Below are 24,268 nucleotides of genomic sequence, written 5' to 3' on the forward strand. Positions count from 1 at the left end.
CATGTGGTGGCGAATCTTGCTGATCATCCTTGCCTATGTGGTTCTGGGCGCCCACTTCCTTCGCTACGGCAACGCCATGGTGGCGGTGCCCGTGGCCCTGCTTCCAGCGCTGCTGCTGACCCGCCGTCCCTGGTCTGTGCTGGTGGTGCAGGCGGGCCTGGTGCTCTCTGCTCTGCTGGTGTGGCTGCCCACCGCCCACCGGCTGATCTCCATGAGGATCGCCTTTGAGCAGCCCTGGATGCGGATGGCGGTGATTCTGGGTGCGGTGATGCTGTGTAACCTGCTGATTGCCTGGAGCGCCAACGCCATCAGAGCAAAATTCCAGCGCTGATCGTCGACAAAATACCCCCTAGGGGGTAAGCAGGCCTTTAGACCAAAGTGGTAAAATGGCGACACTCGCCAGCAAATGGGCAGAGTATCATCATTATTTTCCTGCAAGGTTTTGCTAACCGGCTCCCTCGAGCCGGTTTTTTTATGCTCAGGCGGCTTTATCGGCAGCCTTGGGGGCGGGTTTCTTTTCGGCGGGCTTGGCGGGGGCTTTCTTTTTGCCTTTGAGGATGGTGGCAACCTCCTCCTTACGCTCTGCCAGGTAGAGAGCCAGGGATTCGACCAGCTCCTCCTGCTCAACCAGGCCGCTGCCCTGGATCATCGCTTCCAGTTCGTCAGCAATATCCAGCATCTTGTCATAAGCATCGGCTTCCGCTTTACTGGCAAAGGTCATTTTCTCCACTCCATCCCGCTCAACCACGTATTTAACGATGACTGCCATTTCGGCTCCCCCAATCGACTAGTTTTGCGCCAGTCTACCCCAACACTGTATATAAATACAGACCCTCAACCCCATCCCTTGATACCGGTCAATTATGTTCTGGCGATATGCTATGTAACCATCGGATACTCTGTTAGTTTTTCTTTGCTATGTTATGGTTCAGGAAAGATTCAGAGCAAAGGCACTATCCTTAGTGGCACCGGGCAACTGCCCTCCCTTTTCCGCCAACCACCCGAGGTGACAATGAAGATACTGGTGATTGAAGACGATGCCCTGTTGCGCCACCACCTAAAGGTCCGCCTGACCGAGATGGGCAACCAGGTAATGGCCTCGGAGTCTGCCGGAGAGGGGCGTTATCTGGCTGAGAACTATCCGGTGGACATCGCCGTGGTGGACCTGGGCCTGCCGGATCAGGACGGCATCGATCTGATTCAGCACCTGAGAGACAATGGCTTCCGTCAACCCATTCTGATCCTGACCGCCAGGGATCACTGGAAAGACAAAGTGGCTGGCCTCAATGCCGGTGCCGATGACTACCTGGTGAAGCCCTTCCAGGTCGAGGAGCTTATTGCCCGCCTTAACGCCCTGGTGCGTCGCAGTGCAGGCTTCGTCAAACCGGTTATCCAGTGCGAACACCTGACCCTGGACATGGCCGCCAAACAGGCGACCCTGGGCGAAGCCGAGCTGGAACTGACCGCCTTCGAATATCAGATTCTGGAGTACCTGATGCGTCATCATCAGCAGGTGATCTCCAAACAACGCCTGCTGGACATCCTGTATCAGGACAAGGAGGGGGATCCCAACACCATCGAGGTGATGATCTCCCGGGTACGTAAGAAGCTGAGCCAGGGTGGTCTGGAGAACCCCATAGTGACCATTCGTGGCCAGGGCTACAGGTTCAATCTGGTATGCGGCTGATCCCCATCCTGTTCAGCAAACAGCCGCGGCTGCAGCGGCGGCTGATGCTCACCTCTCTGGCGATCATCACCGTCGCCTCCCTGGCCCTGGCTGAAGTGATCAACCAGCAGAAGGTTCAGGACTTCTACGTCAACCAGACCAACGACATCATCGCCCGTCTGCCCTCCATCGCCACCGAGCTGCGCCTGGAGGGGATGCTGCCCAAGAGCAATGAGGTGTTGGAGTCAGAACCCTCGGACCAAGCCCGCCGCGCCAGCGACTACCTGCTGATCACCTGTGTCAACGGCATGCGTGACCACTACACCTCCTCGGTGGAGGCTCGCCGCCGGGGTCTGCAAGACAGCTGTGATCGGGTCCGTCAGGTGGCACGGGACGCCTCCCCGCCCTACATGGTGACCCTGGCTGACAGCCAGCTCTATGCCGTGGTGCCCATGCCGGTGAGCATCAATAACAAGGAGTATGACCTGCTGGTGCTTCGTAACGCCGAGCAGGTGCAGAAGCGTCTGGACCGTGCCCGCCGGGCCACCTATTTCCGGGTGGGCCTGTTCATCCCCCTCTCCGGCCTGCTGTTGGTGAGTGCCGGCTACTGGGGGCTGCGCCCCTTGAGGCTGCTCTCGGAAGAGGTGAAGAGGATACTCAGTGGCGAGCGGGAACAGCTGAGCCAGGGCTATCCCACTGAGCTGGAAGAGGTCACCAAGGCACTGAATGAGCTTATCTCCCAGGAGAAACACCAGCGCCAGACCTATCAGCATGCCATGAAGGATCTGGCCCACAGCCTCAAGACCCGGCTGGCGGCCACCAATGCCATCATGGAGGACGCCAACCTCAATGAGAGCCAGCGTCAGCAGGAGATGCTCTCCCAGCTGGGCCAGATGGATCAGATCATCCAGTATCAGCTGCGCCGGGCGGTCTCTGGCCGTCAGGGCCTGACCCGGGAGCAAGTCAGCATCACACCCACCCTGGAGCAGTTGACCGCCATGCTGGACAAGGTCTACCGGGAGAAGCAGGTGCAGGTGGACCTGCAGTTGCAGGAGGAAGCCCGCTTCCCCGGCAATCAGGATGACCTGATGGAGATGATGGGCAACCTGCTGGAGAACGCCTACCGCTTTGCCATCAGCCAGGTGCGGGTCCGTGCCTCGGTGGAGGCGGATACCCTCACCATCGCCGTAGAGGATGATGGCCCGGGCATCGAACCCAAGATGCGTGAAGCCGTGCTGGAACGGGGAGTACGCGCCGACCGACGCAACCCCGGCCAGGGGATCGGACTGGCGGTGGTCCATGACATCGTCCTGGGCTACGGCGGCACCATGACCATCGAGGAGTCCCCACTGCAGGGGGCGGCCATTGTGCTGCGTTTTGAGGCACCTAAGAAGGTTTAGGTCACTTTAGCTCAATATTTATGCAACTTTTTTGAAACAGACCGGCCCCTGGGCCGGTCTTTTTTTGGGCAAGGAGAAAACCGTTACTAGGAGAGAAAGATGAGAGCCTTAATTCTGCTTAGCGCCACTGCCCTGTCCCTGTCGGTATCCGCCGCCACCCTGAATCTGGGGGAAAACGTCAGGGTTGTATCCATCAACGGCAAGAGCGTCCCCGCCTATGCCAGTCAGATCGAACTGGACCAGGGAGTGAACAACGTCACCGTTCGTTACGACAGCCTGTTTGAACAGGACGCGGAGAGCCACTGGTTCATTCGTTCCGAACTGCATCAGATGACCTTCAATGCCAAGGGAGATGAGGAATACTTCCTGGATGCCCCCGCCGCCTACTCAGACCAGCAGGGGCAAATGCTGGCTAATGATCCGATTTTCACCCTGATGGATGACGCTGATAATCGGGTAGAACATGGCCTGCGATCCCATACCGAACTGCTCAACCAGACCGGTCTGGCAGGCAATCAGTTCTAGACAGTGCAAACATAAAGCGAATAAAATGCCGGTAGCGTAAGAAGTTACCGGCATTTATGAGCAAAACCCTCCAAAAAATCGCGGTGGATCAGCTGCAGGTGGGAAACTACATTCGTCTCCCCATCTCCTGGCGTGAACACCCCTTCATGTTCAACAGTTTCAAGATTCGCAGCAGGGACCAGATCCAACTGCTGAAGAAACTGCGCCTGACCCACGTCGTCGTGGACCTCAAGCGCAGCGATGCTGGCGTGCTCAGCGCCCCCGCCATTCCCAACCTGGCGGACAGTGTCCCGGACCTGGACAAGATGAAGGAGCAGATGCTGCATCAGAAGCAGCAAGGGATCAGCGAACTCAAGGAGTTCCGCCGCGAATACAAGAAACACGAGCGGGAGTACGCCGACTCCCTGGCCCAGCTGCGAGCCATCAACAACCGCCTGCCCATGAAGCCCATGGAAGGCCTGATGCTCAGCTCCAAGCTGATTAAGCAGATGGCTGCCAGCCTCAGTGCCGGCAGTCAGGTCACCCTGCACCTGATGAACGATGACATCCGTCCCGATGATCCCTCCTACCACGCCCTGAACGTTACTGTGCTGGCGATGATGCTGGCCAAACGGGTGGGGATGAGCGAAGAGGAGATCGCTGTGGTCGGTCAGGGCGGCCTGCTTCACGACTGCGGCAAGCTGCTGCTGTCCAAGTCCCTGCTGTCCAAGAAGCAGCCCTCCAAGGCAGATTTACGCGAGATACAGCGCCACCCCATTTTGGGTCAGGAGCTGCTGCGCAACCAGAGTCATCTGCCCCGCGCCATCACCGCCATGATCAGCCAGCATCACGAGTTCCTCGACGGCAGTGGCTATCCCAAAGGACTCAAGGGCAATGACATCGAGCCTCTGGCCCAGCTGATCGCCGTGGTCAATACCTACGATGACCTCTGTCATCCCAGGGACAAGACCCGCACCCGCCCACCGGGCACCGTGCTCGGCATGCTGTACAAGATCTTCAAGGACAAACTGAACAACCACTATGTTCAGCAGTTCATCAAGATGATGGGCGTCTACCCCCCAGGCAGCGTGGTCCAGCTCTCCAGCGGCCAGTTTGGCCTGGTGACCTCGGTGGATTCAGAGAAGCTGCTCTACCCCACGGTGCTGGTCTACGACCCTGCCATCCCCCGTCAGGAAGCGGCCGCCATCGCCATCGATACCCAGGGACTGACCATCGAGCGCAGCATCGTCGCCTCGGCGCTGACGCCAGAAGCCTTCCAGTACCTGAGCCCCAAGGAGCGCATCTCCTACTTCTACGACACCAGGAACGGATAACAGGCCTAACCAGGTGATTGAAGACTCACGCGCCCCTGTGGCGCGTTTTCTTTGGCTTTTAGAGCTAAGCCGCTCATCTTCCTTCCCTTCCCATTTGACCAAAGCGTGATCCAGGTCAATATTTATTCTGTCGGCCGGGGGGAATAACTGCCGCCCCGACCCAAGTCTTGCCATGGAGTGGTGGTACGCCAGACAGAGGATGTTTGCCTTTTTCACCGGAGGGAAACATGACTGAGCTGCCCACGTTCGACGAGATGATGCACCTGGCCAAAACCGACCCAGCTCAGTTGGAGCGAATTCGCCAGGCCGCCATCGACCAGACCATCAGCCAGGCCAAGGCGTCCAATCGCGACGCACTCAAGGCCCTGCAGCACCGCATCGACCTGACCCGGAAGCGGGCCAGCAATCCTTACCAGAGCATGATTGAGATTTCGCGCATGATGCATGATAAGCTCGATCTGCTGAACACCGCACTCAACCGCCCAGATGAGCTGAATCGCAGCCGGGTGGTTCCCCTGGGACAAGCTCACGCCCGCAAGGCGGTGAACACCTGACACCGATACCGATTCCATGGAGGGAGTGATGAGAGTACTGACTGGCCTGTTTCTGCTGCTGCTTGTCGGCTGTGCCGCCAAGAGCGACGTAGACTATGATCCCGGCTTCGACTTCAACTCAGTCAGCCAGGTGCAACTGCTGCCCAGTCGTCACAGGGATGACCCCCTGGCTGCCGAACGCTCAGAGCTGGCGCTCAGAGAGGCTCTGGCAACCACGGGGTGGCAACTGGTGGACCAATCCAGCCACAAGCTTCAGATCAGCCTGTGGCGTGAAACAGAGGCCAATGACTCGGGCTTCTCCATCGGGATCGGCGGCGGCCGCAGCAGTGGCAACACCGCCATTGGCGGAAGCGTCTCCATTCCGGTAACCCCCACAGAAGCGGACTACAGAAAGATTCGCCTGGATCTGTTCGACGGCGAGCGCCAGGTGTGGCGCGCTTCCGACGGCTTCAAGCTCAAGGGTAAGGCGGATGCCCAATGGCGAGCGGAGCAGACCCGTAAGGTGATGGATAAGCTGCTCAGCCAGCTCCCCGGCGCTACTCCAGCTCAGTAAGCTGCACGGCCCTGAACCAGGCACTGCCCGTGGTCTGGCCTGCGTACATGCCCAGCCTCAGGGCAATGGTGATCCAGCTGCGCTCGCCGGTATCAAACTCCACCTGACGGTAGCGCCAGCCCAGTGACCCCAGCATAGGCTCGGTATGGGTAAAGGAGCCCTGCTCCGGCAGTGATTCCAGTACCGACAGATTGCCGCCGACGTCCAGCAAATCTATGGTGGGGGTGGTCTTTTGCACCCGAACCCAGCCGGAGAGGCGATAACGGGTGTTGGGTTTGACCACCACTCTCTGCTGCCAGCGGGCATCGTTGGGAATCTGCGGGTCGATGTGGATGGCGACGGTCTTCTGGGCCTGGGACCAGCCGTACTCAACCCCCTCCTGCTTGAAGGAGCTGGTGGACCATCCGGTCGGCATTCCTATTTCAAACTTCGGATTTTCAACAAGATTTTCTTGTGCACCCACCACTGGTGCAATCAGTATCCCCGCAATGACGGCGACGGCAACCCCTCTGAAGATCATGGCGCGCACTCCCAGTCCGAATCATCAATATCAGAGCCTTTCGGCAGGACGAATGAAAAACCAGATTCAGTGTAGGACAGGCACGACAAATCCACACAAAAAGTGCGGCAATCAAATGGGAAGACAATAAGAAGGAGGAAGAAAGTGGTGGGTCGTGAAGGATTCGAACCTTCGACCAATTGGTTAAAAGCCAACTGCTCTACCAGCTGAGCTAACGACCCACTTTTTTGGTTTTCATCCCCAAAGGAGGAAGAAAGTGGTGGGTCGTGAAGGATTCGAACCTTCGACCAATTGGTTAAAAGCCAACTGCTCTACCAGCTGAGCTAACGACCCACTTTTTTGGTTTTCATCCCCAGGCGGGGAAGAAAGTGGTGGGTCGTGAAGGATTCGAACCTTCGACCAATTGGTTAAAAGCCAACTGCTCTACCAGCTGAGCTAACGACCCACTTTTTGTCTTCTGAGGACTCCCTCATCCGACGGGCGGCTATAATACCAATTTCGCCTTGGTGTGCAACTGGAAATCTGTCTTTTTTGGCCTTTTGCGCACAAAAGCAACTAAGCGGACAAAAAAGCGATTCCAGAGCCGGACAAAACGGCTAACTTAGCCTTTTGACAACTCTTTTTTCGCCAGCTGAGCGGCGTTGGAGTTGCCATATTCTTTCACTACCCGGTTGAAGTAACCGGTGGCACCCGCCTTGTCTCCGGCGTCTGCGGCAATCATCCCCAGCTTCAGCAGGGAGTCGGCTCGCTTGGCGGAATCGGGGTAGCTGTTCACCACAGTCTCAAACGCGGTTTTGGCCTGGGCCATCTCACCCTTGTTATACAGCAGCTGACCCAACCAGTAGTGGGAGTTGGCAGTATAGGTGGACTGGGGGTAGTTTTCGATGAACTGACGAAAGGCAGGGATCGCCTCATCGTACTTGCGCTGCTTCAGCACCAGATCCACCGCCTGCTGGTAGGCATCGGCCTCGGACAGGGAGAGATTGGGCACAGCGACAGGCACCTGGCCGCCAGCTTGAGGTGTGACCGCCTGAGGCTGGACAGGGGCACCGTTCTTAAACTGCTCCTCGATGCGGCTCAGTTCCTGGTACATCTGACGCTGGCGCTCCACCATCTGTTGTACCTGATACTGCTGGCTCTCCACCTGACCACGCAGCTGGGACACTTCCATCTGCAGTTGATCAAACATCTGCTGCATGTGCAGCTGAGCCTGGTTGCGCGCCTTCATCAACCGCTCCAGGCGGGTGACGCGGGAGTTGATATCGTCCCCTGAGAGGGACTGAGGGGCATTTTCAGCTGCTTCTATAACGGGAGCGGGCGCAGCCTGAAGCTGCGCCCCCATGAATAGAAGAGCTGTTGCAATAACAGCTTTCTTCATAGATTAACCGTTTCGCTTAGTAAACCAGTACGGCACGACGGTTCTTGGCGTGAGCCGCGTCGGTGGCGGAACCGTCCAGAGGCTTCTCTTCACCATAGGACACTACGGAGATTTGAGAGGACAGTACACCCAGACCCTGCAGGTAACGGGATACGGCCTTGGCACGACGCTCGCCCAGGGCGATGTTGTACTCAGGGGTACCGCGCTCGTCGGCGTGGCCTTCGATCAGCACCTTAACGCCTGGGTTTTCAATCAGGTAGTTGGCGTGGGCTTCCAGCAGTTCGCCGTACTTGCCCTGGATGTCGCTGCGGTCAAATTCGAAGTACAGGATGTGCTCTTTACGCAGTTCCTGGTACTTCAGACGCTGCTGCTCAGCAGGAGTCAGTACGGGCTCAACGGCACCGGTCTGAACGCCGCTTTGAGCTTGTTCGTTGGTGGTGTTGCCGGTCTGGGACTGGCTGTCGCTGTCGGAGGTACTGGAACAGGCTGTCAGCGCCAGAGCAGGTACAGCAATCAGCATACCTTTGAGGAGGCTATTGAGCTTCATCTATCTTTTCCTTTTAATTCGTTACTTTTCCAATCAAAGATAAGGCGACCAAGAAGGCGCTTTCACACTGCCCACCTGAGTCGGAATTCTGGCCTTAAAGCGGCCATCCACCGAAACGGCTGCCAACACCTGGCGGCCATTGTGGCTTGTCCCATAAATGATCATTGTGCCATTTGGGGCGACACTTGGTGATTCATCCAGGTAGGTTTCCGTCAACACGTCCATAAAGCCGGTCTCCAGCTCCATGCGCGCAATGTGGAACCTGTTATTGGTCCTGTTGACCATCACCAAGTAACGACCATCCGGGGTCACAGAACCACCGAGGTTCCACTCACCCTGGAAGGTCAGACGCTGGATCCTTCCGGTGTCCAAATATACTCGATAAATCTGCGGTCTACCACCCCGCTCGGAGGTGAATACCAGGGATTTGCCATCGGGATGCCAGCTGGGCTCGGTATCGATGGCATAGTGATTGGTGATGCGCTTCATCTGCTTGGTAGCGATGTCCATCACGTAGATCTCCGGGTTGCCGTCCTTAGAGAGGCTCATGGCCATCTTGGTGCCATCAGGAGACCAGTTGGGAGAACCGTTGATCCCCTCGAAGCTGGTGAGCCTGTCCCGCTTCTGGGTATAGAGGTCCTGAATGTAGATCTCAGAACGACCATTCTCGAAAGACACGTAAGAGAGCTTACGACCATCGGGGGACCAGGAGGGCGACATCAGCGGCTCTTTGGAGCGCAGCAGCACCTTCTCGTTGTAACCATCATAGTCGGCCACACGCAGCTGGAACTTGAACGGGTCGTTATCTGCCACAGTCACGTAAGCGATGCGGGTCAGGAAGGCGCCCTTGATGCCGGTCAGGGCCTCATACACCAAATCGGAGATGCGGTGGCCATACTGACGGAACTGGCTGCCGCGAATCACGGTGTCCCGGCCATCGAGGATATGGTCCTGGGTCTGCACCAGCTCGCCATTTTGCAGGCCACGGCTCTCACCGCCGGTCATCTGGGCACGCACCAGATCCACCAGCTCGAAGCTGACCTGATACTGGTCCGGGCCAAACTCGCTGACCTTGCCCACCACCACGGCTTCGGCGCCGGTGGCGATCCAGGCCTTCAGATCCAGCTCGGAGGCCTTGGATACCTGGCCGGGCATCATGCCCCGGGCGATGGGGTTGAAGGTGCCGGAGCGGCGAAGGTCGGAAGAAACCACGTCGGCGATCTGGGCGGGCATTTCGCCCTGCCCTTCCCAAACAAAGGGCACCACGGCGATGGGCCGGGCGGCGTCGATTCCCTCAGTAATGACGATCTCCAGGGTGGCTTTCGCCGGCATGCTCATCATGGCCATCAGGGCCACCCATGCCATTGTCAGTGTTTTTATCAGTCTCATCAGCCTGTCGCTATTGCTCTGGTTGTACTGTTAGGTTGATATCTTTCAATTTGGCGTAGACATCCGGTTCCTGGGACACAGGCAGTTTACCCGCGGCGTTGATCGCCGCCTGGGTTACCCGGCACAGGTTGGCGTCGCCACCCAGTGTCTTACTGGAGATGACAAAGCCATCCGGTGCCAGTCGAATATTCACCCGGCACTCCTTGCCGCGCATGCTGGTGTCGGTGCGCAAGTTACGTTGAATCGTCTGACGAATCAATACGGTGTAACGGTCCACCTCGGAGAGCACCTTCTTGCTGCGAGCCGCCTCGATCTGGGCCTGCTCCGCCGCCAACTGCTCCGCCAGCTCCGCCTCACGGGCTTTGCGTGCGGCCTCCTCGGCGGCCTTGCGCTTGCGCTCCTCCTCCTTGCGTTTGCGCTCCGCTTCCGCCTTACGCTTGCGCTCATCCTCTTTGCGCTTGCGCTCGGCGGCTTCCGCCTTGGCCTTATCCTCGGCGGCTTTGCGTTCCCGCTCAGCCTTGGCCTTGGCCTGTTCCTCTCTCTTGCGCTGCTCAGCCAGCTTACGGGCCTGGTCCTGCTCCTGCTTCTGCTTGAGCTTGGCCTGCTTGGCCGCCTCTTCCGCCTTCTTGATCTCGGCCTCTTTGCGCTTACGCTCCAGTTCCAGCTTCTTCAGCTTCTCCTGGGCGGCCCTGGCTTTCCTGTCCTCTTCGGCGCGGCGCTTACGTTCCGCTTCCGCCTCGGCGGCCTTGGCCTGCTTGATCCGCTCCACCTGCTCCTGCACCTTGGCCTGATCCACCACCACAGCCTGCACCACAGGGGCAGAGGGCTGGGGAGCAACCGGTTTGGGCTTGCTGGAGAAGTCCACCCCAAGGGCCAGCAGGGCGACCAGACCAACGTGCGCCAGCAGAGAGACCACAAAGGGGAGTGTCATTTTCTGCTGCATCGGTTACTGCTCCGGCGTCTCGGTCATCAGGCCCACAGAGGGCACACCGGCCCGCTGCAGACTCACCATGAGTTGAATCACTTCGTCATAGGAGACGCTTCTGTCCCCTTTGACCACTACGGGACGCTGAGGGTCCAGTTGCAGTTCGGCGGCCACCAGGGCCGCCAACTCGTCGAGCATCAGCGGACGGTCATCCTGAACGCTGCCATTGTCGAGGAAGTACTGCCCTTCGCTGGTCACCGACGCCACCAGGGGTGGCCGCGAGTCCTTCTTCAGCGGCTCCGCCTCTCCCTGGGGCAGATCCACCTTCACCCCCTGAGAGATGATGGGGGCGGTGGCCATAAAGATGATCAGCAGCACCAGCATCACGTCGATGTAGGGCACCACGTTGATCTCCGCCACCTTGCGGCGTCGTTTACGCTGGTACCCCTGCATCAGCGCGCTTCCTTATCGTGGAACGCCTGACGGTGCAGGATGCTGGAGAACTCCTCGATGAAGTTGATGTAGGTGTTCTCCAGTTTCTCCACCTTGGTGGAGTAGCGGTTGAAGAACAGTACCGCAGGAATCGCGGCAAACAGACCCATGGCGGTGGCGATCAGTGCCTCGGCGATACCCGGGGCCACCATGTTGAGGGTGGCGTTCTGTACCTGACCCAGGGCGATAAAGGCGTTCATGATCCCCCACACGGTGCCAAACAGGCCGATGTAGGGACTGGTGGAACCGATAGAGGCCAGCAGGGACAGGTTGGACTCCAGTTTGTCCACTTCCCGGGAGAGAGCCACTCGCATCGCCCTGTGGGTGCCGTCCATGATGGCGCCGCCACTGCTGGCGGTCTGGGACAGGCGCATGTACTCCTTGAAGCCGGCACTGAACAGCAGCTCCATGCCGGAGTTGCGATCGCCGCGGCTACTCAGTTCCTGATAGAGGCGGGTCAGATCCACCCCGGACCAGAACCTGTCTTCGAACTTACGCGCATGAGTCGAGGCCTGCTTGATGACGTTGTGACGCTGCAGGATCACCGCCCAACCGGTCACGGAGAGCATCAGCAGCAGCAGCATCACCAGCTTTACCAACAAACTGGCTTCAAGGAAAAGGTTGATAAAGGACATCTCAGCTGACACGCGCTAACTCCTGCTTAATGTGTGACGGGATCGGCCTGGGTTTGAAGGCCTCACTGTCGATGCAAACCACGGTGACCTGGGCCCGGCAGTAGCAACTGCCTTCACTGTCTTCGAGGGACTGACTGAACACCATGGAGGCGCCGGCCAGTTTGGTCACCTCGGTTACCACGGTCAGGGCCTGGTTGAATCTGGCGGGACGGACAAAATCGATAGCCATATTGCGCACCACGAACAGCACGCCGGACTGTGCCAGCTCATCCTGCTCGAAGCCTTTTTCCCGCAACATCTCAGACCGGGCATGTTCGAAGAAGTTCAGGTAATTGGCGTGGTAGACCACCCCGCCAGCGTCAGTATCGGAATAGTAAACCCGAACGGGCCAGTGAAACGCCATCTCCCTGCCTGTGCCTTGCATCTGGTAATTGGAATGACTGGCTACTATACCCCATGGCCCCTGGGGATGGGAGGGTGAAGGGGTGAAGATTGGGTTTCAAAATGCGTCTTGGCGCAAAAAAGGGGAGCCAAGCTCCCCTTTTGATTAGATATCAGTCAAGGTTACTGAATCTTCTCGGGCAGTTCCAGGCCGAAGTTATGCCACAGGAAGGCATAGATGTCGCAGAACTCGGCGATGCGCATGGCGGTCGGCTTACCGGCACCGTGACCCGCCTTGGTTTCGATGCGGGCAATCACCGGGGCCTCACCGGTCTGCTGATGCTGCACCTCGGCGGCAAACTTAAAGCTGTGGGAGGGCACCACACGGTCATCGTGATCGGCGGTCATCACCATGGTGGCGAGATAGTCGCGCTTGGCCACGTTGTGCAGCGGCGAGTAGGCCAGCAGGTAGGGGAAGTCCTCGGCGTTATCGGCGCTGCCGTACTCTGAGGTCCAGGCCCAGCCGATGGTGAACTTCTGGAAGCGCAGCATATCCAGCACGCCAACCGCAGGCAGGATGGCAGCAAACAGATCGGGACGCTGGGTCAGGGCGGCGCCCATCAGCAGGCCACCGTTACTGCGGCCATAGGCCCCCATCTTGCTGGCATTGGTGTAGTTCTGGGCAATCAGATACTCACCGGCGGCGTAGTAGTCGTCAAACACATTCTGCTTGCGCTCCTTCATGCCACCCTGGTGCCAGGCTTCACCATACTCGGCACCACCGCGCAGGTTAGGCACGGCGTAGATGCCGCCCATGTCCATCCAGGCGATGTTGGCCGGGGAGAAGCGCGGAGTCAGGGAGATGTTGAATCCACCATAGGCATACAGCAGAGTCGGGTTGTTGCCATCCTTTTTCAGCCCCTTCTTATAGGAGATGATCATCGGCACCCGGGTGCCGTCTTTGCTGGTGTAGAACACCTGCTCAGACACGTAGTCCTCTGGGCTGAATGCCACCTTGGGCACCTGATGGGCGGCAACCTTGCTGCCATCGAAGTCATAGCGGTAGACGCTGGTTGGGTGGATGTAGGAGTTGAACAGGAAATAGAACTGCTTGTCCTTGCGACCACCGCTGATGCCGGTGACTCGACCGGCACCGGGCAGATCCAGGGTCGCCTGCTCCTGACCGTCGAGACCATAGACCTTCACCTCGGCCAACACGTCCTTGAGGTAGCTCACCACAAACTTGTTGTTGACGATGGAGGCGCTGTAAATGGTGTTGTCGGTTTCCGCCACCAGCTCCTTCCAGTTCGCCTTGGCGGGCTTGTTCAGATCGACGGCAATGATGCGGCCCTTGGGCGCCAGGTAGTCGGTCTTGAAATAGAAGGTGTCGCCGTCGTTACCCAGGAACAGGTACTCCGCTTCCAGATCAGGCATCAGCTCCACGGTCTTGCCGGTGGCCATCTCCTGATAGAAGAATCGGTTGCGGGGATCGGTCCCCTGAGAAACGGTGATCGCCAGGTAGTTGCCCTCATCCGACAGTTCGGCGGAGAAACCCCAATCTTTCTGATCAGGGCGGTGGTACACCAGCTTGTCCTGGGATTGGTCGGTGCCCAGCTTGTGGTAGTACACCTTCTGGAAGTAGTTGGCCTGCTCCATCTTATCGGCACCGGCCTGTGGCGCGTCATAACGGGAGTACCAGACCCCCTGCCCCTCTTTGTCCCAGGCGGCGGAGGAGAACTTGATCCACTCCAGCTTGTCGGTCAGCGCTTCACCGGTGTCGATGTCCACAAACTGCCACTGCTGCCAGTCGGAACCGGACTGAGAGGTGCCGTAGGCCAGCATCTTGCCATCTTTGCTGATGCTGACGCCGGACAGGGCGACGGTGCCGTCACTGGAGAAGCCGTTGGGATCCAGCAACACTTGAGGGTTATTGCCCTGTTTGTCGGCGCGATAGAGCACGGACTGGCTCTGCAGGCCATCATTGCGATAGAAGAACTGGCTGTCACCCTTGATGGAGGGGGCGGACAGTTTCTCGTAGTTCCACAGTTCGGTGATGCGCGCTTCCACGGACTGGCGGTTGGGGATGGCGGCCAGGTAATCATCACCGTAGGCCTTCTGAGTCATCACCCAGTCGTGGGTCTCCTGGCTGTCCAGATCTTCCAGCCAGCGATAGGGGTCGGCCACCTGGGTGCCGTGGATCTCTTCAACCAGATCCATACGGCGGGTATCCGGGGCTTGAGCTTGCTCCTTGCTATCAAAGGACTGGCAGCCGCCCACGAGTGACAAGGCAACCAGTGAAAATGCCAAATTACGCATTGTTATTCCTTTTTCATGTTTTTGTATCCGGACACACTATATCTGCCGAAGGGTGGAAGACCAAGAGACGAGGAGGTTAAGATTAATTTTGCTTACAGTTTTGCAACGACGTGACCGAACGCACAGTTTTGGTGCACACATCGGCCAAACCCGCCCCTGAACGGGAGTTTTCCCGAATTGGGCATATAAAAAGCGACGCATATACGGGGATTGTGAAATTAGTTTTTTTTATGCGAAAAAGCAATTTTTCTTGGTTGTGGTAAGTTTTGGTGCACCATAGAATAGCAACCATTGAGGAGATAGAGACTCTCCGAGTCAAGATTTCCGGCCGTTGTGGCTCTAAGCAGGTCAGAGCGGTTTAAAGGTTCTTTTGCTTAACTTCCTTCTTTTTTGTTGATTGCTATTCTGCCCGCTGAATCTCAGCGGGCTTTTTTTTGCCTGCACATAAAAAACGCTCCGAAACCACCGCTCCGGAGCGCTTTGAGTCAAACCAGCTTAGAACCAGTAAGCTACACCGATCATGTAGTGGTCCTTGTCATACTCCTGATAGCTGGCCTCGAGCAGCAGGCTGAGGTTCTCCAGCACCGGGTAGTCGTAGCGCAGGGCCACATCATAGAAGCTGTCATCGGGGTTGTTCTCATCACCATAGCCGTAATAATCGGCGTCGAAGAACATGCCGGCATGCAGTTCCAGGGTGGAGTCATGGAACAGCCCCATGCCGTAGTTCAACTCGGTGTACCAGGCTTTGACGTCTTCATCATAGTTCACCGTCATGCCCAGGCTCTGGTAGTCCACCGACAGGGTGTACTCCACGGTGTCACCGCCATCGCCATAGGTGTACTTCATCGCCATCAGGCCAATGCCCAGATCATCGGTCAGCATCTGGTAGTAGCCGCCGTAATAGTCGATCTCGTAATCCTTGACCTCTTCACCGGCCTCCCCTTCATAACGGTAGGTCTCATAGGAGACCCCGGCATAGAAGCCGCTGTCATGCTCCACCATCAGATCCGATTGCAGAGAGGGGTTGTCCAGGCTGATGGTCTGGCCACGCCACAGGTAGTTACTCAGTCCCATGGTGTATCCGGAGAAGGATACCGGGGCGTCATTGGCCAGGGCCTGAGTGCTGATCAGGGCCAGGGCAAGTGCTGTCATCTTTTTCATATTGTTGTACTCCAGGGGTTAATGCTTGGGCAGACGAGACTGGGGAACGATCCACTGCTTCTCAGAAACAGGGTCGGTGACGCCAAGCTGCACATCGCTCTCTTTGAGGAAGATGTCGTTGTCGGTGTTGTGGCAGTTTTCGCACATCCGTTTACTGGTGCGCGCTTCCGGGGTTGCCAGAGGGTTTTTGGCAACGAAGTGGGCGGCAAAGGGCACCCAGTAGGACTTGGTGTCGGGATGATTCAGGTCCACCACCGCCTTGCTGTCGGCGCTGACGCCGCCGGAGTGGCTCAGGGGAACCAGCTTGCTGTGGGGATCGCCGGCAACGCTCAGGCCGAGCTTGATGTTTTCATCATCACCAACCTGACCCAGGGCGCCTTTGGCAACCCGCTTCAGTTGCTCCCAGGTACCCACCGATTCAGGGGAGTCCTCATGGCAGCCAAAACAGTTGGTGTAGGGTTGGGTATGACAGGCGGTGCATTTGAGGCTGTCGTTATGATTTATCAGGGCCTTTTTGCCACTGAGCAGTTCGGTATGGTCCGCCACTTTATCCTGATGGCAGTCCTCGCATTTCACCTGGACAATCTCTTTTTTCTGCGTCTGTTCAAATGGGCCAACCTTGGACACCTTAGGACCGTCACCGAAATAACGCCCCTGAGGAATATCATTAATATCCCGCCCATGGAACTCCACTAAATCCGTATGGCAATCCAAACAGGTCATGCCATATTTTGTTACGTGAGCATCAACCTCTTTATGGGTTTCTGCATTTTCATAATGACAAGTCTCACAGGTTTTTTCAGGCTGTGGCTCTTTTAGGAACTGGTGATTATTCAACAAGCCGCCACCGGCATAATTGGGCTGGCTGACATGACACTGCCCACAGGTGGCATGGCAGGCGGCACATCCCTCGCCGGTGTCGGTGTGCATCTGTTCAAACAGTTCCTGGGCATTGGGGGTCTGAGCCAGGCGCTCGGTCAGCCCCTTGGCAATGCCGTTGACCGTATAGTGAAGAGAATGGCGGAAGTTGGTCACCATCTCCTCCCCATGACAGTCACCGCAGACACTGCCGCCATCGGCGGTGGGGTCCAGCTGCACCGCCGGGTGCCAGCCAGTGTGACCATCCGCCAGGGGCGCATGGCAGTCGCCACACGCCATCTCACCATGACTGCCCATGGCGTCACGGTTAACCTGAAGCTGGACCACCCGCTCCGAGACAGAGAGCTCACCCAGCTCCACCTGCTTTTTCACCAGCATCCGCTCCAGCATCTTGGGCTTGGCGTGGCAGCTGACGCATCCCCCCTGGGCCTGGGCCAGTCCGGGCAGGAGAGCCCCCGCCATCAGGGCAACGCTCACCCCGCGGCATAGATTGGTTAATTTCATCATCTTTTCCCTTTTTATTTTGGCTTAAAGAGTTACTCATCATTGTTTCAAGCCAAATATTCAGCCCTCGGAAGAGGCTTGTGAGAAAAACGAGGCGCAGTTCCTTCTGCCTTTCCATTATTCCCCGCAAATAAACACTCAGAAGATAAAGTAATAAATTGCACCATTACTTATCTGGGTTTATTTTTGCTTCAGGCAGTAACAGGCAACAGTGACAATGGTCACAGGTGAGAAATGGGAAATCCACAAACTGTTAGCTGAAGCTGAATATGAACAATCCGCAAAAAGCGTTTTTCATCTTTCAGAAATGAGGGAAGGAGTAAGCCGCAGGAAAAAAATGACCCGGCACTCAAAGAGGTTTGTGCCGGGCCGGTCTCAGTAAAGGAAGAAAAACCCAATAAGAAGCGTCACGATCAGCAGGGTACTGATCACCACGGGATAGAGGAGATAACCGTCACCGGCGCGGCGGGCCCGCATCAGAGAGAGTTTGAGCAGCAAAAACTGCAGCATGACGATGCCGCTGCCCGCCAACACCCCGGCCAGGAAACTGAGCTCATCCAGCTTCAGCAGCAACAGTCCGGCGACCAGCCAATTCACCAGAATCAGGTAGAGAAACACCTTTTGCAGCCGGTCCGGTCCATGGCGGACAAAGCCCGCCGGTTGGGTGTCGAGAGGTTCAGTCATTGTATCTCAGCCTGGGTTGATTCTGCTCGGCGCGGAACCTGGCCTGCTGCAGTTTGGCCTCATTCAGGCCGTGCTGCTGCTCCAGCTCCTCGGTCCCCTGGTCACTCAAGATGAACAGTTCGATGCGGCGATTGGAGGCGGACATGGGATCCTCAGGGATCAGGGGCATCTGGTCGGCGTAACCCGCCACCTGCAACACCCGTTCAGGAGCCACACCGCCAATGGTCAGTGCCCGTCGCGCCTCCAGTGCCCGCAATGCCGACAACTCCCAGTTGGTGGTGCGGCTGCCGGCAAAGGGGGCCGCATCGGTATGCCCACTGATGATGAATCGGTTTTTCACCGGAGCCAGCAGTTCGGCCATGGCCAGCATCAGGTCCTCGAAGTAGGGCTCCATCTGGGTGCGTCCCCGCTTGAACATAAAGCGGTCCGAGGCATCCCGGATCAGGATACGCAATCCATCCGGGGTCATCTCCACGTCCACATGACGGGAGAGATCCCCCTGCTTGAGCAGCTGCTTGACCTGCAAGGCCAGGGTTTCCAGAGGCACCTGAGCATTGGTTTCGCCGGGGATCATGGCGTTGAGCTCCTTACCCTGCCCCGCCTCGGCGTCCTGCTGACCTTCGGGAATGTTGTTGAACATCGCCACCCCGGCCTGCTCCGGTCCCGTACCCGTGGCGGGAATGCCCGCCTGATCGATACTGGGCCGCCCCTCAAAATCGATGATGGAGCTGTTGATGCTGGTGGCCAGAGGGTTGGCCCCCTGTTCAATGGGCGGCCCGTTGAGCTGTTGGACGATGGCCCGGCGTTCGTTAACGTCCGCCACCTGCATCAGCCACATCACCATAAAGAAGCACATCATCGCCAAGGTGAAATCCGCAAAAGCCACCTTCCATGCGCCGCCGTGGCTTCCTCCATGTTTGTGTTTCTTGCCCTTCTTAATGATCACCGGTGATCTCCCATGCTGACTCACAGCTGTTGGGCCTCCAGCCAACGTTCCACCTCGATGAAACTGGGGCGGTTTTCCTGCTGAATCTTACGGCGGCCTGCGTCGATGGCCAGCAGGGGCGGTTTGCCCTTGGCATGCATCACCAGGATCGCCGCCATGCAGCGCAGCCTGGCGGTCTGCCGGTCCACCTGGTGCTCCAGGGCGGTGGCCAGGGGGTCGAACAGACAATAACAGGCGAAGATGCCGATAAAGGTCCCCACCAGGGCGGCGGCCACCTTGACCCCAATCATGGTCAGGGGGCCGTCGATGCTGCCCATGGTGATGATGATCCCCATCACCGCCGCCAGGATGCCAAAGCCGGGCATCGCCTCCGCCACCTTGGAGAGGGCCTCGGAGGGACGAAGGTGATCCTCATGCAGCCTCTCAATCTCCTCCTCAAGCAACGCCTCCAGATCGTGCGGCGCCACCTTGGCCATGGACTGCATCCGCAGGTTGTCCACGGTGAACTGCAGCAGTTCAGGCTGCTTGAGCACCGCCGGGTACATCAGGAACAGGGAGCTTTCGTGGGGCGCTTCGATGTGCTCATCGAGCACCTTCATCCCCTGGGACTGCAGCTGGCTGAGCAGCACATGCATCAGGCCAAACAACTGAGGGTAGAGTTCGGGATCCTCCTTCTCCTGATTCCACATCTCTTTGAGCTGATGAATCATATCCCTGATCACGTCGGTGGGGTTGGCGATATACAGGGCGCCGAAGCCGGCACCGAAGATGATCACCATCTCGGCGGGCTGCCACAGGTTGCCCAGATTACCGCCGTGAGAGGCGTATCCGCCAAACACAGCCAGGAGCAGGCCGAAAAATCCGATCAACTTCTTCATGGGCGCTGTCTCTCCATCTGAGTCTGCCAGGTCATTAGAACTTCCCGGAGCTGTTTGACCGCGGCCTTATGCAACTGGCACACCCGGGATTCGGTCAGGTTAAGGGTCAGGGCGATCTCCTTGAGATTGAGTTCGTGCTGGTAATAGAGGCCCAGCACCAGCTGTTCCCGCTTGTTAAGTTTGCCCAGGGCTTTCACCAGGGTACGTTTGTCGATGAAGCGCTTCTGCCCATCCGGGCTGCCGTCCGGTTCCACCCCGTTCTGGAACAGCTCATCCAGGCTCTGCATCGATTCAGCCTGACTGGCGTAGAGCCGCTCTCTGAGCTGGGCCGGGGTCAACGCCATCGCCTCGGCCACTTCGCTGTCCTTGGGGGGCCGTCCCAGCTCCCGTGACAGGCGCCGTACCACATCGTTGAACTCATGGGCCTGCTGGCGCACCGGGCGTGGACGCCAGTCCAGGCGCCTGAGTTCATCCAGGATGGCACCGCGAATCCGCTTGGAGGCAAAGTTGATGAAGCCGCCATCCAGCTCTCCCGGATAGCGGCGCAGGGAGTCCAGCAATGCCATCATCCCAATCTGTTCCATGTCCTGGGGCTCCAGCTGGCTACCGCAATGGCTGCGCAGCTGGTTGACCGCCCGCTTGACCAAGGGCAGAAACTGGCTGAGCTGGGCCGATTCGCTGCCCTCGCGGGCGTCGGTCTGATAACTGCATGCTTGTGCCAACATAACCCCTCCTACTGAACCACCAGACGGGTAAAGAGCACCGCATCCAGCTGCACGTCGAAACCGTGGTTGGTCAGCACCTCCTGCAGGGCCACCTTGGCTTCGGCCTGCAGTTTCTCCATGTTGGAGGTGCTGTTGAGCTCATCCAGGCTCTTGTTGCCCATCAGCTTGATCATGGTGTTCTTCAGCAGCGGATCGCTGGCAATCAGCTTGCTCTCAATCTCCTGGGTGGGGCTTTGCAGCGCCATCTCCAGCAACAGATACCTGGGATAGCGCTCCCCGGGAAGGGAGATCACCAACTTGTCCAGGGGATAGAATTTGTCCGGCTCAGGTGTCGCCACGCCCAGGCCAAAGGGCAGTTCGAGATCGTCGGTTTTACCGATCCCCACCACGCCGACTATGACCATGGCCCCAGACCACACCAGCAGCACGCACACTTGAAGTAACCGTTTTACTCCGGTCGACATCGCCATTACGTTACCCCTACCTTTAAGCCAACATATCGATGAGATCCCGCTCGGTCGCGGGTTGCTCCATCGCCGGGTCCAGGGCAGCCATCAGCGGCGTGCTCCCTCCCGGATACTCTGGTTGTTGTTGTTTCTCTTGTGGTGCGCCCTGCCCCACATCCACCTGAACCTCTGCCCCGAGCCCCTGGCTCATCTCACTGCGCAGACGCTCGGCGCCAAGGGCCAACGCTTCGCGCACAGCCGGGTTGGCGGCGGTCAACTGAACCGTCACTCTGTCTCCCTCGTGGCGCACACTGAGATCGATGCGCCCCAGATCCGGCGGATCCAGTCTGACTTCCGCCCTGGTGATGCCATGGTCCAGGCTGAAGCGCACCTGCTCCTTCAGGGGCGCCAGCATCTGCCTGCCCAGGTTCTGAAACCCTGCGGAGGCATCCAGGGGCAGTGGCCCCCACTGACTGCTCCTGCCGCCGGAGATTTGCGTCATGACCGAGGCCGCCGTGTCGGTCGTTCGTCTCTCCCCTTCGGCAAGCTGAGGGGGCAACTCGGTGGCTGACACCTGGGTAACGGCATTGCCGGTCAGGGGACGCCAGGCACCCAGGCTTTCGCCCATGGAACTGCCCACGGAACTTGCCGGCAGATGACCTTGCACCAGCGAGGTATTCATCTGCTGGGTGGGGGCGACCATCACCTCAGACGCCGAAGCCACCACCTGAGGGGCAAGCTGTTGCAACTGGGCAGTGCGCGGACTGGGCTGCTCCGGTGACGGCGCACCGGTCAAAGCCGCAGAAACGGCCTGCTGACCATCCTGAGGCAAGATGCCAGCCAGGCTGAGTTGCCTCTCCCCGCTCCCGCTGTCAGGCGCAATCCCCTGGGCGTTAGGCCCCGGCTGACTGACGTAAGGCAGCCCCGTCTCCAGGTCGGAGTCCGCGGCCTCCTCGCTGACCGTACTTGCCAGCTGAGGCTGCTGCTGAGACGGAAACGGCACCGTTTCCTGAGCCTGGCCAGAGATGGCCGTCACTTCCCCTGTCAGGCCGTCACCGGACTCTCCAGGCCCAGGCCCCTGCGCCGCATAGGCGGGCAACACAGTGGCGAAGCTGGGGTAGTCGCCGACTTCCCCCCCCTTAGGCTGAGCGCCCTGGGATTGAGAGAAGCCTGGCAAGCTAGTGATTATCGGGTTCAACACTTAACTCCGTCCTGCGGTAGGCAGTGATGCCCTCCCGCTGCTGTTGAAATCTGTCCATCTCCTTGGCCAGGTGATCCCTGGCGGAGATCAGCTGCCCCAGCACCTGATGGTGAACCTGGGCCAGCGCCTTTCGCGCCTGAAGCTCCTCCTCACTGGAGGGCTTTCCCTGAGCGACCAGCAGTTGCTGCATCCTGCTGTCTATCTGGGCCACACGAGCCCAGTCCTGATCTGCAGCAAACTTCTGCAGAGCCAGGCCGATGCGGTGCCACTGCTCAGTTGAGGTTTTCCCAGCCTTCACGTATCTCTCCAACCACCTTTACCACGGGCGCCAGCAGCTCTGCGTCGTTGCGGATGCTGGTGGTCAGCAACTGCCGGCTGCAAAAGTCATAAAGTTGATGCAGGTTCATGGCCACCTCCCCCCCGCTCTCCAGATCCAGCATGGAATCCAGCCCCTGAACGATGTTGATGCATCGCTGCACTGAGTGACCCTTCTTCTCTATCTGGCGGGCGTGAATGTGGCCTTCGGCCCGGGAGAGCTCCTCCAGCAGGCCATCGAGCAGCATGCGCACCATCTCGTGTTGATTGGCGGCCGCCGCCCGGGCATCCAGGGAGGTCTGCTTATAGGCGTTGAATGGGTCCTGTTCCTGTAACATGTGGTCTTCCGTTAGTAGAACATTCCGGCGCTGGCGTTCATGGAGTTGATGTACTGCTCCATGGCGGTGAACTGCGCCAGATAGCGTTGATAGGCTTGCTGCATCTGATAGTCGTGCCGCGTCATGTCGTCTTCGAGCCGCTCCATCCGCGAATCGAGATTGTCCTGTTTGGTGTCGATGAAGCCATCGCGATCGGTGAAGGGATCGATGATGCCGTCCAGCCGGTTTACATAACCATCGGTGGAGGTGAACATCTCCTGTACCTTGGCAGAGTCGCTCTTCAGCGCCGTCTCCAGCTTCTCCTCGTCCAACTTCATCTTGCCGTTGCGATCCAGTTCGATGCCGATGTCGGAGAGGCGCATGCCATTGTCTGTGGCCGGAAACAGCGCGTTGTTAAGGCGGTTTTTCAGCATGCGGATGCTGGAATCCCCCTTAAGCACACCGAGCTGCTCCTCCTTGATCTTATTGGCCTCCTCCTTGTCTTCGTCGTCCTCTTTGCCAATGTCGGACTCCACCTCGATACTGCTGCCCAGGCTCTGGGTCAGTCCGGTGATCTCGCTCATCAGCTTGTTGTAGGAGGAGACAAACTCCTTCACCGAGTCCAGGGTTTTGTCGGTGTCGTAGCCCACACTGATGGTGCTGGACTCTCCGGCCTTATGGGCTTCGGTCAGCTCAATATCTACGCCATCGATCACCTTCTCCACGTAGTTGGTGGCGCTGGTGATGGCGACGCCATTGAGCTCGAACTGGGCATCCTGGGCGGCCACCAGATCGGTGAAGCCAAAGCCGCCATCGTCCTGGTTGATCTGAATCTGATTGGCGGTGCCGGTCTCCTTGGAGGTCAGCAGCAACTCGACGCTGCCATCCCCTTTGCGCATCAAAGAGGCCTGGACACCCAGGTTCGCGGCATTGTCATTGATGTAATCTCTCAGGCCGGACACCGTGCCTGTGCCAGAGGGGTTGATCACCGAAAAGTCAATGGTCAGCACCTCACCGTCCACCTCGATTTCAAAGATGCCCGAGGTTGGGATCAGTGCATCTTCAGAGGCGAAGCTGGCCGATTTCTGGTTGGCCTGGGCCAACTGATTCACCTTGAGGTTGTAGTTGCCCGCCGGGGCATCGGGCGCCACGGTCACCTTGGCGATGCTCTCATCGCTGATGCTGCCGCTCTTGGCATTAAAGGCATCGTCGCTCAGGGCATCCAGATCGGCGGTCATCTGCTTAAGCGACGACTCCAGCAGCTTGTAGGCATCAAGTTCGGCCTGATAGTCACTTTTTCTGGTGCTGTAGAGCTGATCTTTGCCGCTGCGCTCCACGGCCACCAACTGATCGGCCCACTGTGCCGCCGACATTCCGGAAATCATCCGCGTCTCCTCAAGATTGAACCCGATAGCATGCTAGTTTCATGCCACAACATATTTTCTTTACGTTTCTGATAGTTATGTTAATGGCCGCGGAAGTTCTCCCCCTGCCACTAACCGGGACGACAGCGGAAGGGAAGCGACTCTTCCGCCTTGCCTCCCACTGGGTCCACCTGATTCAAAGGGCGACCCCGACACGGGCAAACTTAAACAGCCGAAAGGGAAAATGGCTCGGT

General features: G+C 58.2%; 28 protein-coding genes and 3 tRNA genes. 7 read left to right on the forward strand and 24 right to left on the reverse strand.

Translation table 11 applies throughout. The annotated features are described in order from the left end of the window. The first annotated feature begins 1 nt into the window (after nt 1). A complete protein-coding gene (locus ACN0RV_RS10650; RefSeq protein WP_417347585.1) occupies nt 2–331 on the forward strand; it encodes a hypothetical protein in 330 nt (109 codons plus the stop codon). Nucleotides 332–478: 147 nt separating this feature from the next. Here the strand turns inward: ACN0RV_RS10650 and ACN0RV_RS10655 are convergent, their stop codons facing one another. Then, nucleotides 479–769, reverse strand: a complete 291-nt coding sequence (locus ACN0RV_RS10655) for a YebG family protein (protein ID WP_417347586.1) — start codon at nt 767–769, stop codon at nt 479–481. Nucleotides 770–1,012: 243 nt separating this feature from the next. On the opposite strand from ACN0RV_RS10655, the gene ACN0RV_RS10660 reads away from it, so the two are divergent. The 6 genes from ACN0RV_RS10660 (at nt 1,013) to ACN0RV_RS10685 (ending at nt 6,011) form a co-directional block, all read left to right on the forward strand. Then, on the forward strand, nt 1,013–1,687 hold the full coding sequence (locus ACN0RV_RS10660) for a response regulator (RefSeq protein ID WP_286339635.1): 675 nt from the start codon (nt 1,013–1,015) through the stop codon (nt 1,685–1,687). Continuing rightward, entirely contained in the window at nt 1,678–3,066 is a 1,389-nt protein-coding gene (locus tag ACN0RV_RS10665; RefSeq protein WP_417347587.1) for an ATP-binding protein, read from the forward strand. Before ACN0RV_RS10660 ends, ACN0RV_RS10665 begins: the two co-directional genes overlap by 10 nt. Before the next feature lie 99 nt (nt 3,067–3,165). After that, entirely contained in the window at nt 3,166–3,591 is a 426-nt protein-coding gene (locus ACN0RV_RS10670) for a DUF2057 family protein (protein ID WP_417347588.1), read from the forward strand. A 56-nt stretch (nt 3,592–3,647) separates the two neighbouring features. After that, nucleotides 3,648–4,904 carry an HD-GYP domain-containing protein gene (locus ACN0RV_RS10675; protein ID WP_417347589.1) on the forward strand — a complete coding sequence of 419 codons (1,257 nt, stop codon included), beginning with the start codon at nt 3,648–3,650 and terminating at the stop codon, nt 4,902–4,904. Between the two features lie 227 nt (nt 4,905–5,131). Then, nucleotides 5,132–5,458: a DUF3135 domain-containing protein gene (locus tag ACN0RV_RS10680; RefSeq protein WP_417347590.1), complete on the forward strand. Its 327-nt coding sequence runs from the start codon at nt 5,132–5,134 to the stop codon at nt 5,456–5,458. Between the two features lie 28 nt (nt 5,459–5,486). After that, nucleotides 5,487–6,011, forward strand: coding sequence for a DUF4136 domain-containing protein (locus tag ACN0RV_RS10685; protein WP_417347591.1), 525 nt, complete (start codon nt 5,487–5,489; stop codon nt 6,009–6,011). Here the strand turns inward: ACN0RV_RS10685 and ACN0RV_RS10690 are convergent. From ACN0RV_RS10690 to fliD, 23 genes are all read right to left on the reverse strand, one after another. Continuing rightward, a complete protein-coding gene (locus tag ACN0RV_RS10690) occupies nt 5,995–6,426 on the reverse strand; it encodes a hypothetical protein (protein ID WP_417347592.1) in 432 nt (143 codons plus the stop codon). The two genes, ACN0RV_RS10685 and ACN0RV_RS10690, sit on opposite strands and share 17 nt — an antisense overlap. A 250-nt stretch (nt 6,427–6,676) precedes the next feature. Further along, a tRNA-Lys gene (locus ACN0RV_RS10695) sits at nt 6,677–6,752 on the reverse strand. A gap of 36 nt (nt 6,753–6,788) precedes the next feature. Then, nucleotides 6,789–6,864, reverse strand: a tRNA-Lys gene (locus ACN0RV_RS10700). Between the two features lie 36 nt (nt 6,865–6,900). Beyond that, nucleotides 6,901–6,976, reverse strand: a tRNA-Lys gene (locus ACN0RV_RS10705). Between the two features lie 156 nt (nt 6,977–7,132). Then, entirely contained in the window at nt 7,133–7,909 is a 777-nt protein-coding gene (gene ybgF, locus ACN0RV_RS10710) for a tol-pal system protein YbgF (RefSeq protein WP_417347593.1), read from the reverse strand. Nucleotides 7,910–7,925: 16 nt separating this feature from the next. Then, nucleotides 7,926–8,456, reverse strand: a complete 531-nt coding sequence (gene pal, locus ACN0RV_RS10715) for a peptidoglycan-associated lipoprotein Pal (protein WP_028108977.1) — start codon at nt 8,454–8,456, stop codon at nt 7,926–7,928. Nucleotides 8,457–8,489: 33 nt separating this feature from the next. After that, on the reverse strand, nt 8,490–9,845 hold the full coding sequence (gene tolB / locus ACN0RV_RS10720) for a Tol-Pal system beta propeller repeat protein TolB (RefSeq protein WP_417347594.1): 1,356 nt from the start codon (nt 9,843–9,845) through the stop codon (nt 8,490–8,492). 10 nt (nt 9,846–9,855) lie between these two features. Further along, nucleotides 9,856–10,788, reverse strand: coding sequence for a cell envelope integrity protein TolA (gene tolA / locus ACN0RV_RS10725; protein WP_417347595.1), 933 nt, complete (start codon nt 10,786–10,788; stop codon nt 9,856–9,858). 3 nt (nt 10,789–10,791) lie between these two features. After that, complete coding sequence (tolR, locus tag ACN0RV_RS10730; protein ID WP_028108974.1) at nt 10,792–11,226, reverse strand: protein TolR; 435 nt, start codon at nt 11,224–11,226, stop codon at nt 10,792–10,794. After that, nucleotides 11,223–11,909: a protein TolQ gene (gene tolQ / locus ACN0RV_RS10735; protein ID WP_417347596.1), complete on the reverse strand. Its 687-nt coding sequence runs from the start codon at nt 11,907–11,909 to the stop codon at nt 11,223–11,225. Before tolQ ends, tolR begins: the two co-directional genes overlap by 4 nt. Next, nucleotides 11,899–12,300, reverse strand: a complete 402-nt coding sequence (gene ybgC, locus ACN0RV_RS10740) for a tol-pal system-associated acyl-CoA thioesterase (protein WP_417347597.1) — start codon at nt 12,298–12,300, stop codon at nt 11,899–11,901. Before ybgC ends, tolQ begins: the two co-directional genes overlap by 11 nt. Nucleotides 12,301–12,461: 161 nt before the next feature. Beyond that, entirely contained in the window at nt 12,462–14,594 is a 2,133-nt protein-coding gene (locus ACN0RV_RS10745; protein ID WP_417347598.1) for a prolyl oligopeptidase family serine peptidase, read from the reverse strand. 495 nt (nt 14,595–15,089) lie between these two features. Beyond that, nucleotides 15,090–15,755, reverse strand: a complete 666-nt coding sequence (locus ACN0RV_RS10750; protein ID WP_417347599.1) for a TorF family putative porin — start codon at nt 15,753–15,755, stop codon at nt 15,090–15,092. A gap of 18 nt (nt 15,756–15,773) precedes the next feature. Continuing rightward, the gene (locus ACN0RV_RS10755; RefSeq protein WP_417347600.1) at nt 15,774–17,138 is read right to left on the reverse strand and encodes a hypothetical protein; all 1,365 of its coding nucleotides are present in this window, start codon (nt 17,136–17,138) and stop codon (nt 15,774–15,776) included. 375 nt (nt 17,139–17,513) lie between these two features. Further along, nucleotides 17,514–17,822 (reverse strand): hypothetical protein, encoded by a 309-nt coding sequence (locus tag ACN0RV_RS10760; RefSeq protein ID WP_417347601.1) that lies wholly within the window; start codon nt 17,820–17,822, stop codon nt 17,514–17,516. Beyond that, on the reverse strand, nt 17,815–18,768 hold the full coding sequence (locus tag ACN0RV_RS10765; protein WP_417347602.1) for a flagellar motor protein MotB: 954 nt from the start codon (nt 18,766–18,768) through the stop codon (nt 17,815–17,817). The genes ACN0RV_RS10760 and ACN0RV_RS10765 overlap by 8 nt, the downstream gene beginning before the upstream one ends. Before the next feature lie 20 nt (nt 18,769–18,788). Beyond that, entirely contained in the window at nt 18,789–19,646 is an 858-nt protein-coding gene (motA, locus tag ACN0RV_RS10770; RefSeq protein WP_417347603.1) for a flagellar motor stator protein MotA, read from the reverse strand. After that, nucleotides 19,643–20,371 carry an RNA polymerase sigma factor FliA gene (locus ACN0RV_RS10775; protein ID WP_417347604.1) on the reverse strand — a complete coding sequence of 243 codons (729 nt, stop codon included), beginning with the start codon at nt 20,369–20,371 and terminating at the stop codon, nt 19,643–19,645. Before ACN0RV_RS10775 ends, motA begins: the two co-directional genes overlap by 4 nt. An 8-nt stretch (nt 20,372–20,379) precedes the next feature. Next, complete coding sequence (locus ACN0RV_RS10780; RefSeq protein WP_417347605.1) at nt 20,380–20,841, reverse strand: flagellar basal body-associated FliL family protein; 462 nt, start codon at nt 20,839–20,841, stop codon at nt 20,380–20,382. 16 nt (nt 20,842–20,857) lie between these two features. Then, nucleotides 20,858–22,015: a flagellar hook-length control protein FliK gene (locus tag ACN0RV_RS10785; RefSeq protein WP_417347606.1), complete on the reverse strand. Its 1,158-nt coding sequence runs from the start codon at nt 22,013–22,015 to the stop codon at nt 20,858–20,860. Next, complete coding sequence (locus ACN0RV_RS10790; protein ID WP_417347607.1) at nt 21,996–22,316, reverse strand: hypothetical protein; 321 nt, start codon at nt 22,314–22,316, stop codon at nt 21,996–21,998. The genes ACN0RV_RS10785 and ACN0RV_RS10790 overlap by 20 nt, the downstream gene beginning before the upstream one ends. Continuing rightward, nucleotides 22,291–22,671 (reverse strand): flagellar export chaperone FliS, encoded by a 381-nt coding sequence (gene fliS / locus ACN0RV_RS10795; RefSeq protein WP_286339657.1) that lies wholly within the window; start codon nt 22,669–22,671, stop codon nt 22,291–22,293. Before fliS ends, ACN0RV_RS10790 begins: the two co-directional genes overlap by 26 nt. Nucleotides 22,672–22,682: 11 nt before the next feature. Further along, nucleotides 22,683–24,035 carry a flagellar filament capping protein FliD gene (gene fliD / locus ACN0RV_RS10800; RefSeq protein WP_417347608.1) on the reverse strand — a complete coding sequence of 451 codons (1,353 nt, stop codon included), beginning with the start codon at nt 24,033–24,035 and terminating at the stop codon, nt 22,683–22,685. Nucleotides 24,036–24,268 lie beyond the last annotated feature (233 nt).

Origin of the sequence: Ferrimonas sp., from assembly GCF_048263965.1 — a bacterium.
In the GTDB taxonomy this organism is placed as follows: domain Bacteria; phylum Pseudomonadota; class Gammaproteobacteria; order Enterobacterales; family Shewanellaceae; genus Ferrimonas.

Coding starts and splice junctions, on each gene's coding strand:
- ACN0RV_RS10650 (WP_417347585.1), top strand. CDS start 2: ATGTGGTGGCGAATCTTGCTGATCATCCTTGCCTATGTGGTTCTGGGC.
- ACN0RV_RS10655 (WP_417347586.1), bottom strand. CDS start 769: ATGGCAGTCATCGTTAAATACGTGGTTGAGCGGGATGGAGTGGAGAAA.
- ACN0RV_RS10660 (WP_286339635.1), top strand. CDS start 1,013: ATGAAGATACTGGTGATTGAAGACGATGCCCTGTTGCGCCACCACCTA.
- ACN0RV_RS10665 (WP_417347587.1), top strand. CDS start 1,678: ATGCGGCTGATCCCCATCCTGTTCAGCAAACAGCCGCGGCTGCAGCGG.
- ACN0RV_RS10670 (WP_417347588.1), top strand. CDS start 3,166: ATGAGAGCCTTAATTCTGCTTAGCGCCACTGCCCTGTCCCTGTCGGTA.
- ACN0RV_RS10675 (WP_417347589.1), top strand. CDS start 3,648: ATGAGCAAAACCCTCCAAAAAATCGCGGTGGATCAGCTGCAGGTGGGA.
- ACN0RV_RS10680 (WP_417347590.1), top strand. CDS start 5,132: ATGACTGAGCTGCCCACGTTCGACGAGATGATGCACCTGGCCAAAACC.
- ACN0RV_RS10685 (WP_417347591.1), top strand. CDS start 5,487: ATGAGAGTACTGACTGGCCTGTTTCTGCTGCTGCTTGTCGGCTGTGCC.
- ACN0RV_RS10690 (WP_417347592.1), bottom strand. CDS start 6,426: ATGCCGACCGGATGGTCCACCAGCTCCTTCAAGCAGGAGGGGGTTGAG.
- ybgF (WP_417347593.1), bottom strand. CDS start 7,909: ATGAAGAAAGCTGTTATTGCAACAGCTCTTCTATTCATGGGGGCGCAG.
- pal (WP_028108977.1), bottom strand. CDS start 8,456: ATGAAGCTCAATAGCCTCCTCAAAGGTATGCTGATTGCTGTACCTGCT.
- tolB (WP_417347594.1), bottom strand. CDS start 9,845: ATGAGACTGATAAAAACACTGACAATGGCATGGGTGGCCCTGATGGCC.
- tolA (WP_417347595.1), bottom strand. CDS start 10,788: ATGCAGCAGAAAATGACACTCCCCTTTGTGGTCTCTCTGCTGGCGCAC.
- ybgC (WP_417347597.1), bottom strand. CDS start 12,300: ATGGCGTTTCACTGGCCCGTTCGGGTTTACTATTCCGATACTGACGCT.
- ACN0RV_RS10745 (WP_417347598.1), bottom strand. CDS start 14,594: ATGCGTAATTTGGCATTTTCACTGGTTGCCTTGTCACTCGTGGGCGGC.
- ACN0RV_RS10750 (WP_417347599.1), bottom strand. CDS start 15,755: ATGAAAAAGATGACAGCACTTGCCCTGGCCCTGATCAGCACTCAGGCC.
- ACN0RV_RS10755 (WP_417347600.1), bottom strand. CDS start 17,138: ATGAAATTAACCAATCTATGCCGCGGGGTGAGCGTTGCCCTGATGGCG.
- ACN0RV_RS10760 (WP_417347601.1), bottom strand. CDS start 17,822: ATGACTGAACCTCTCGACACCCAACCGGCGGGCTTTGTCCGCCATGGA.
- motA (WP_417347603.1), bottom strand. CDS start 19,646: ATGAAGAAGTTGATCGGATTTTTCGGCCTGCTCCTGGCTGTGTTTGGC.
- ACN0RV_RS10775 (WP_417347604.1), bottom strand. CDS start 20,371: ATGTTGGCACAAGCATGCAGTTATCAGACCGACGCCCGCGAGGGCAGC.
- ACN0RV_RS10780 (WP_417347605.1), bottom strand. CDS start 20,841: ATGGCGATGTCGACCGGAGTAAAACGGTTACTTCAAGTGTGCGTGCTG.
- fliS (WP_286339657.1), bottom strand. CDS start 22,671: ATGTTACAGGAACAGGACCCATTCAACGCCTATAAGCAGACCTCCCTG.
- fliD (WP_417347608.1), bottom strand. CDS start 24,035: ATGATTTCCGGAATGTCGGCGGCACAGTGGGCCGATCAGTTGGTGGCC.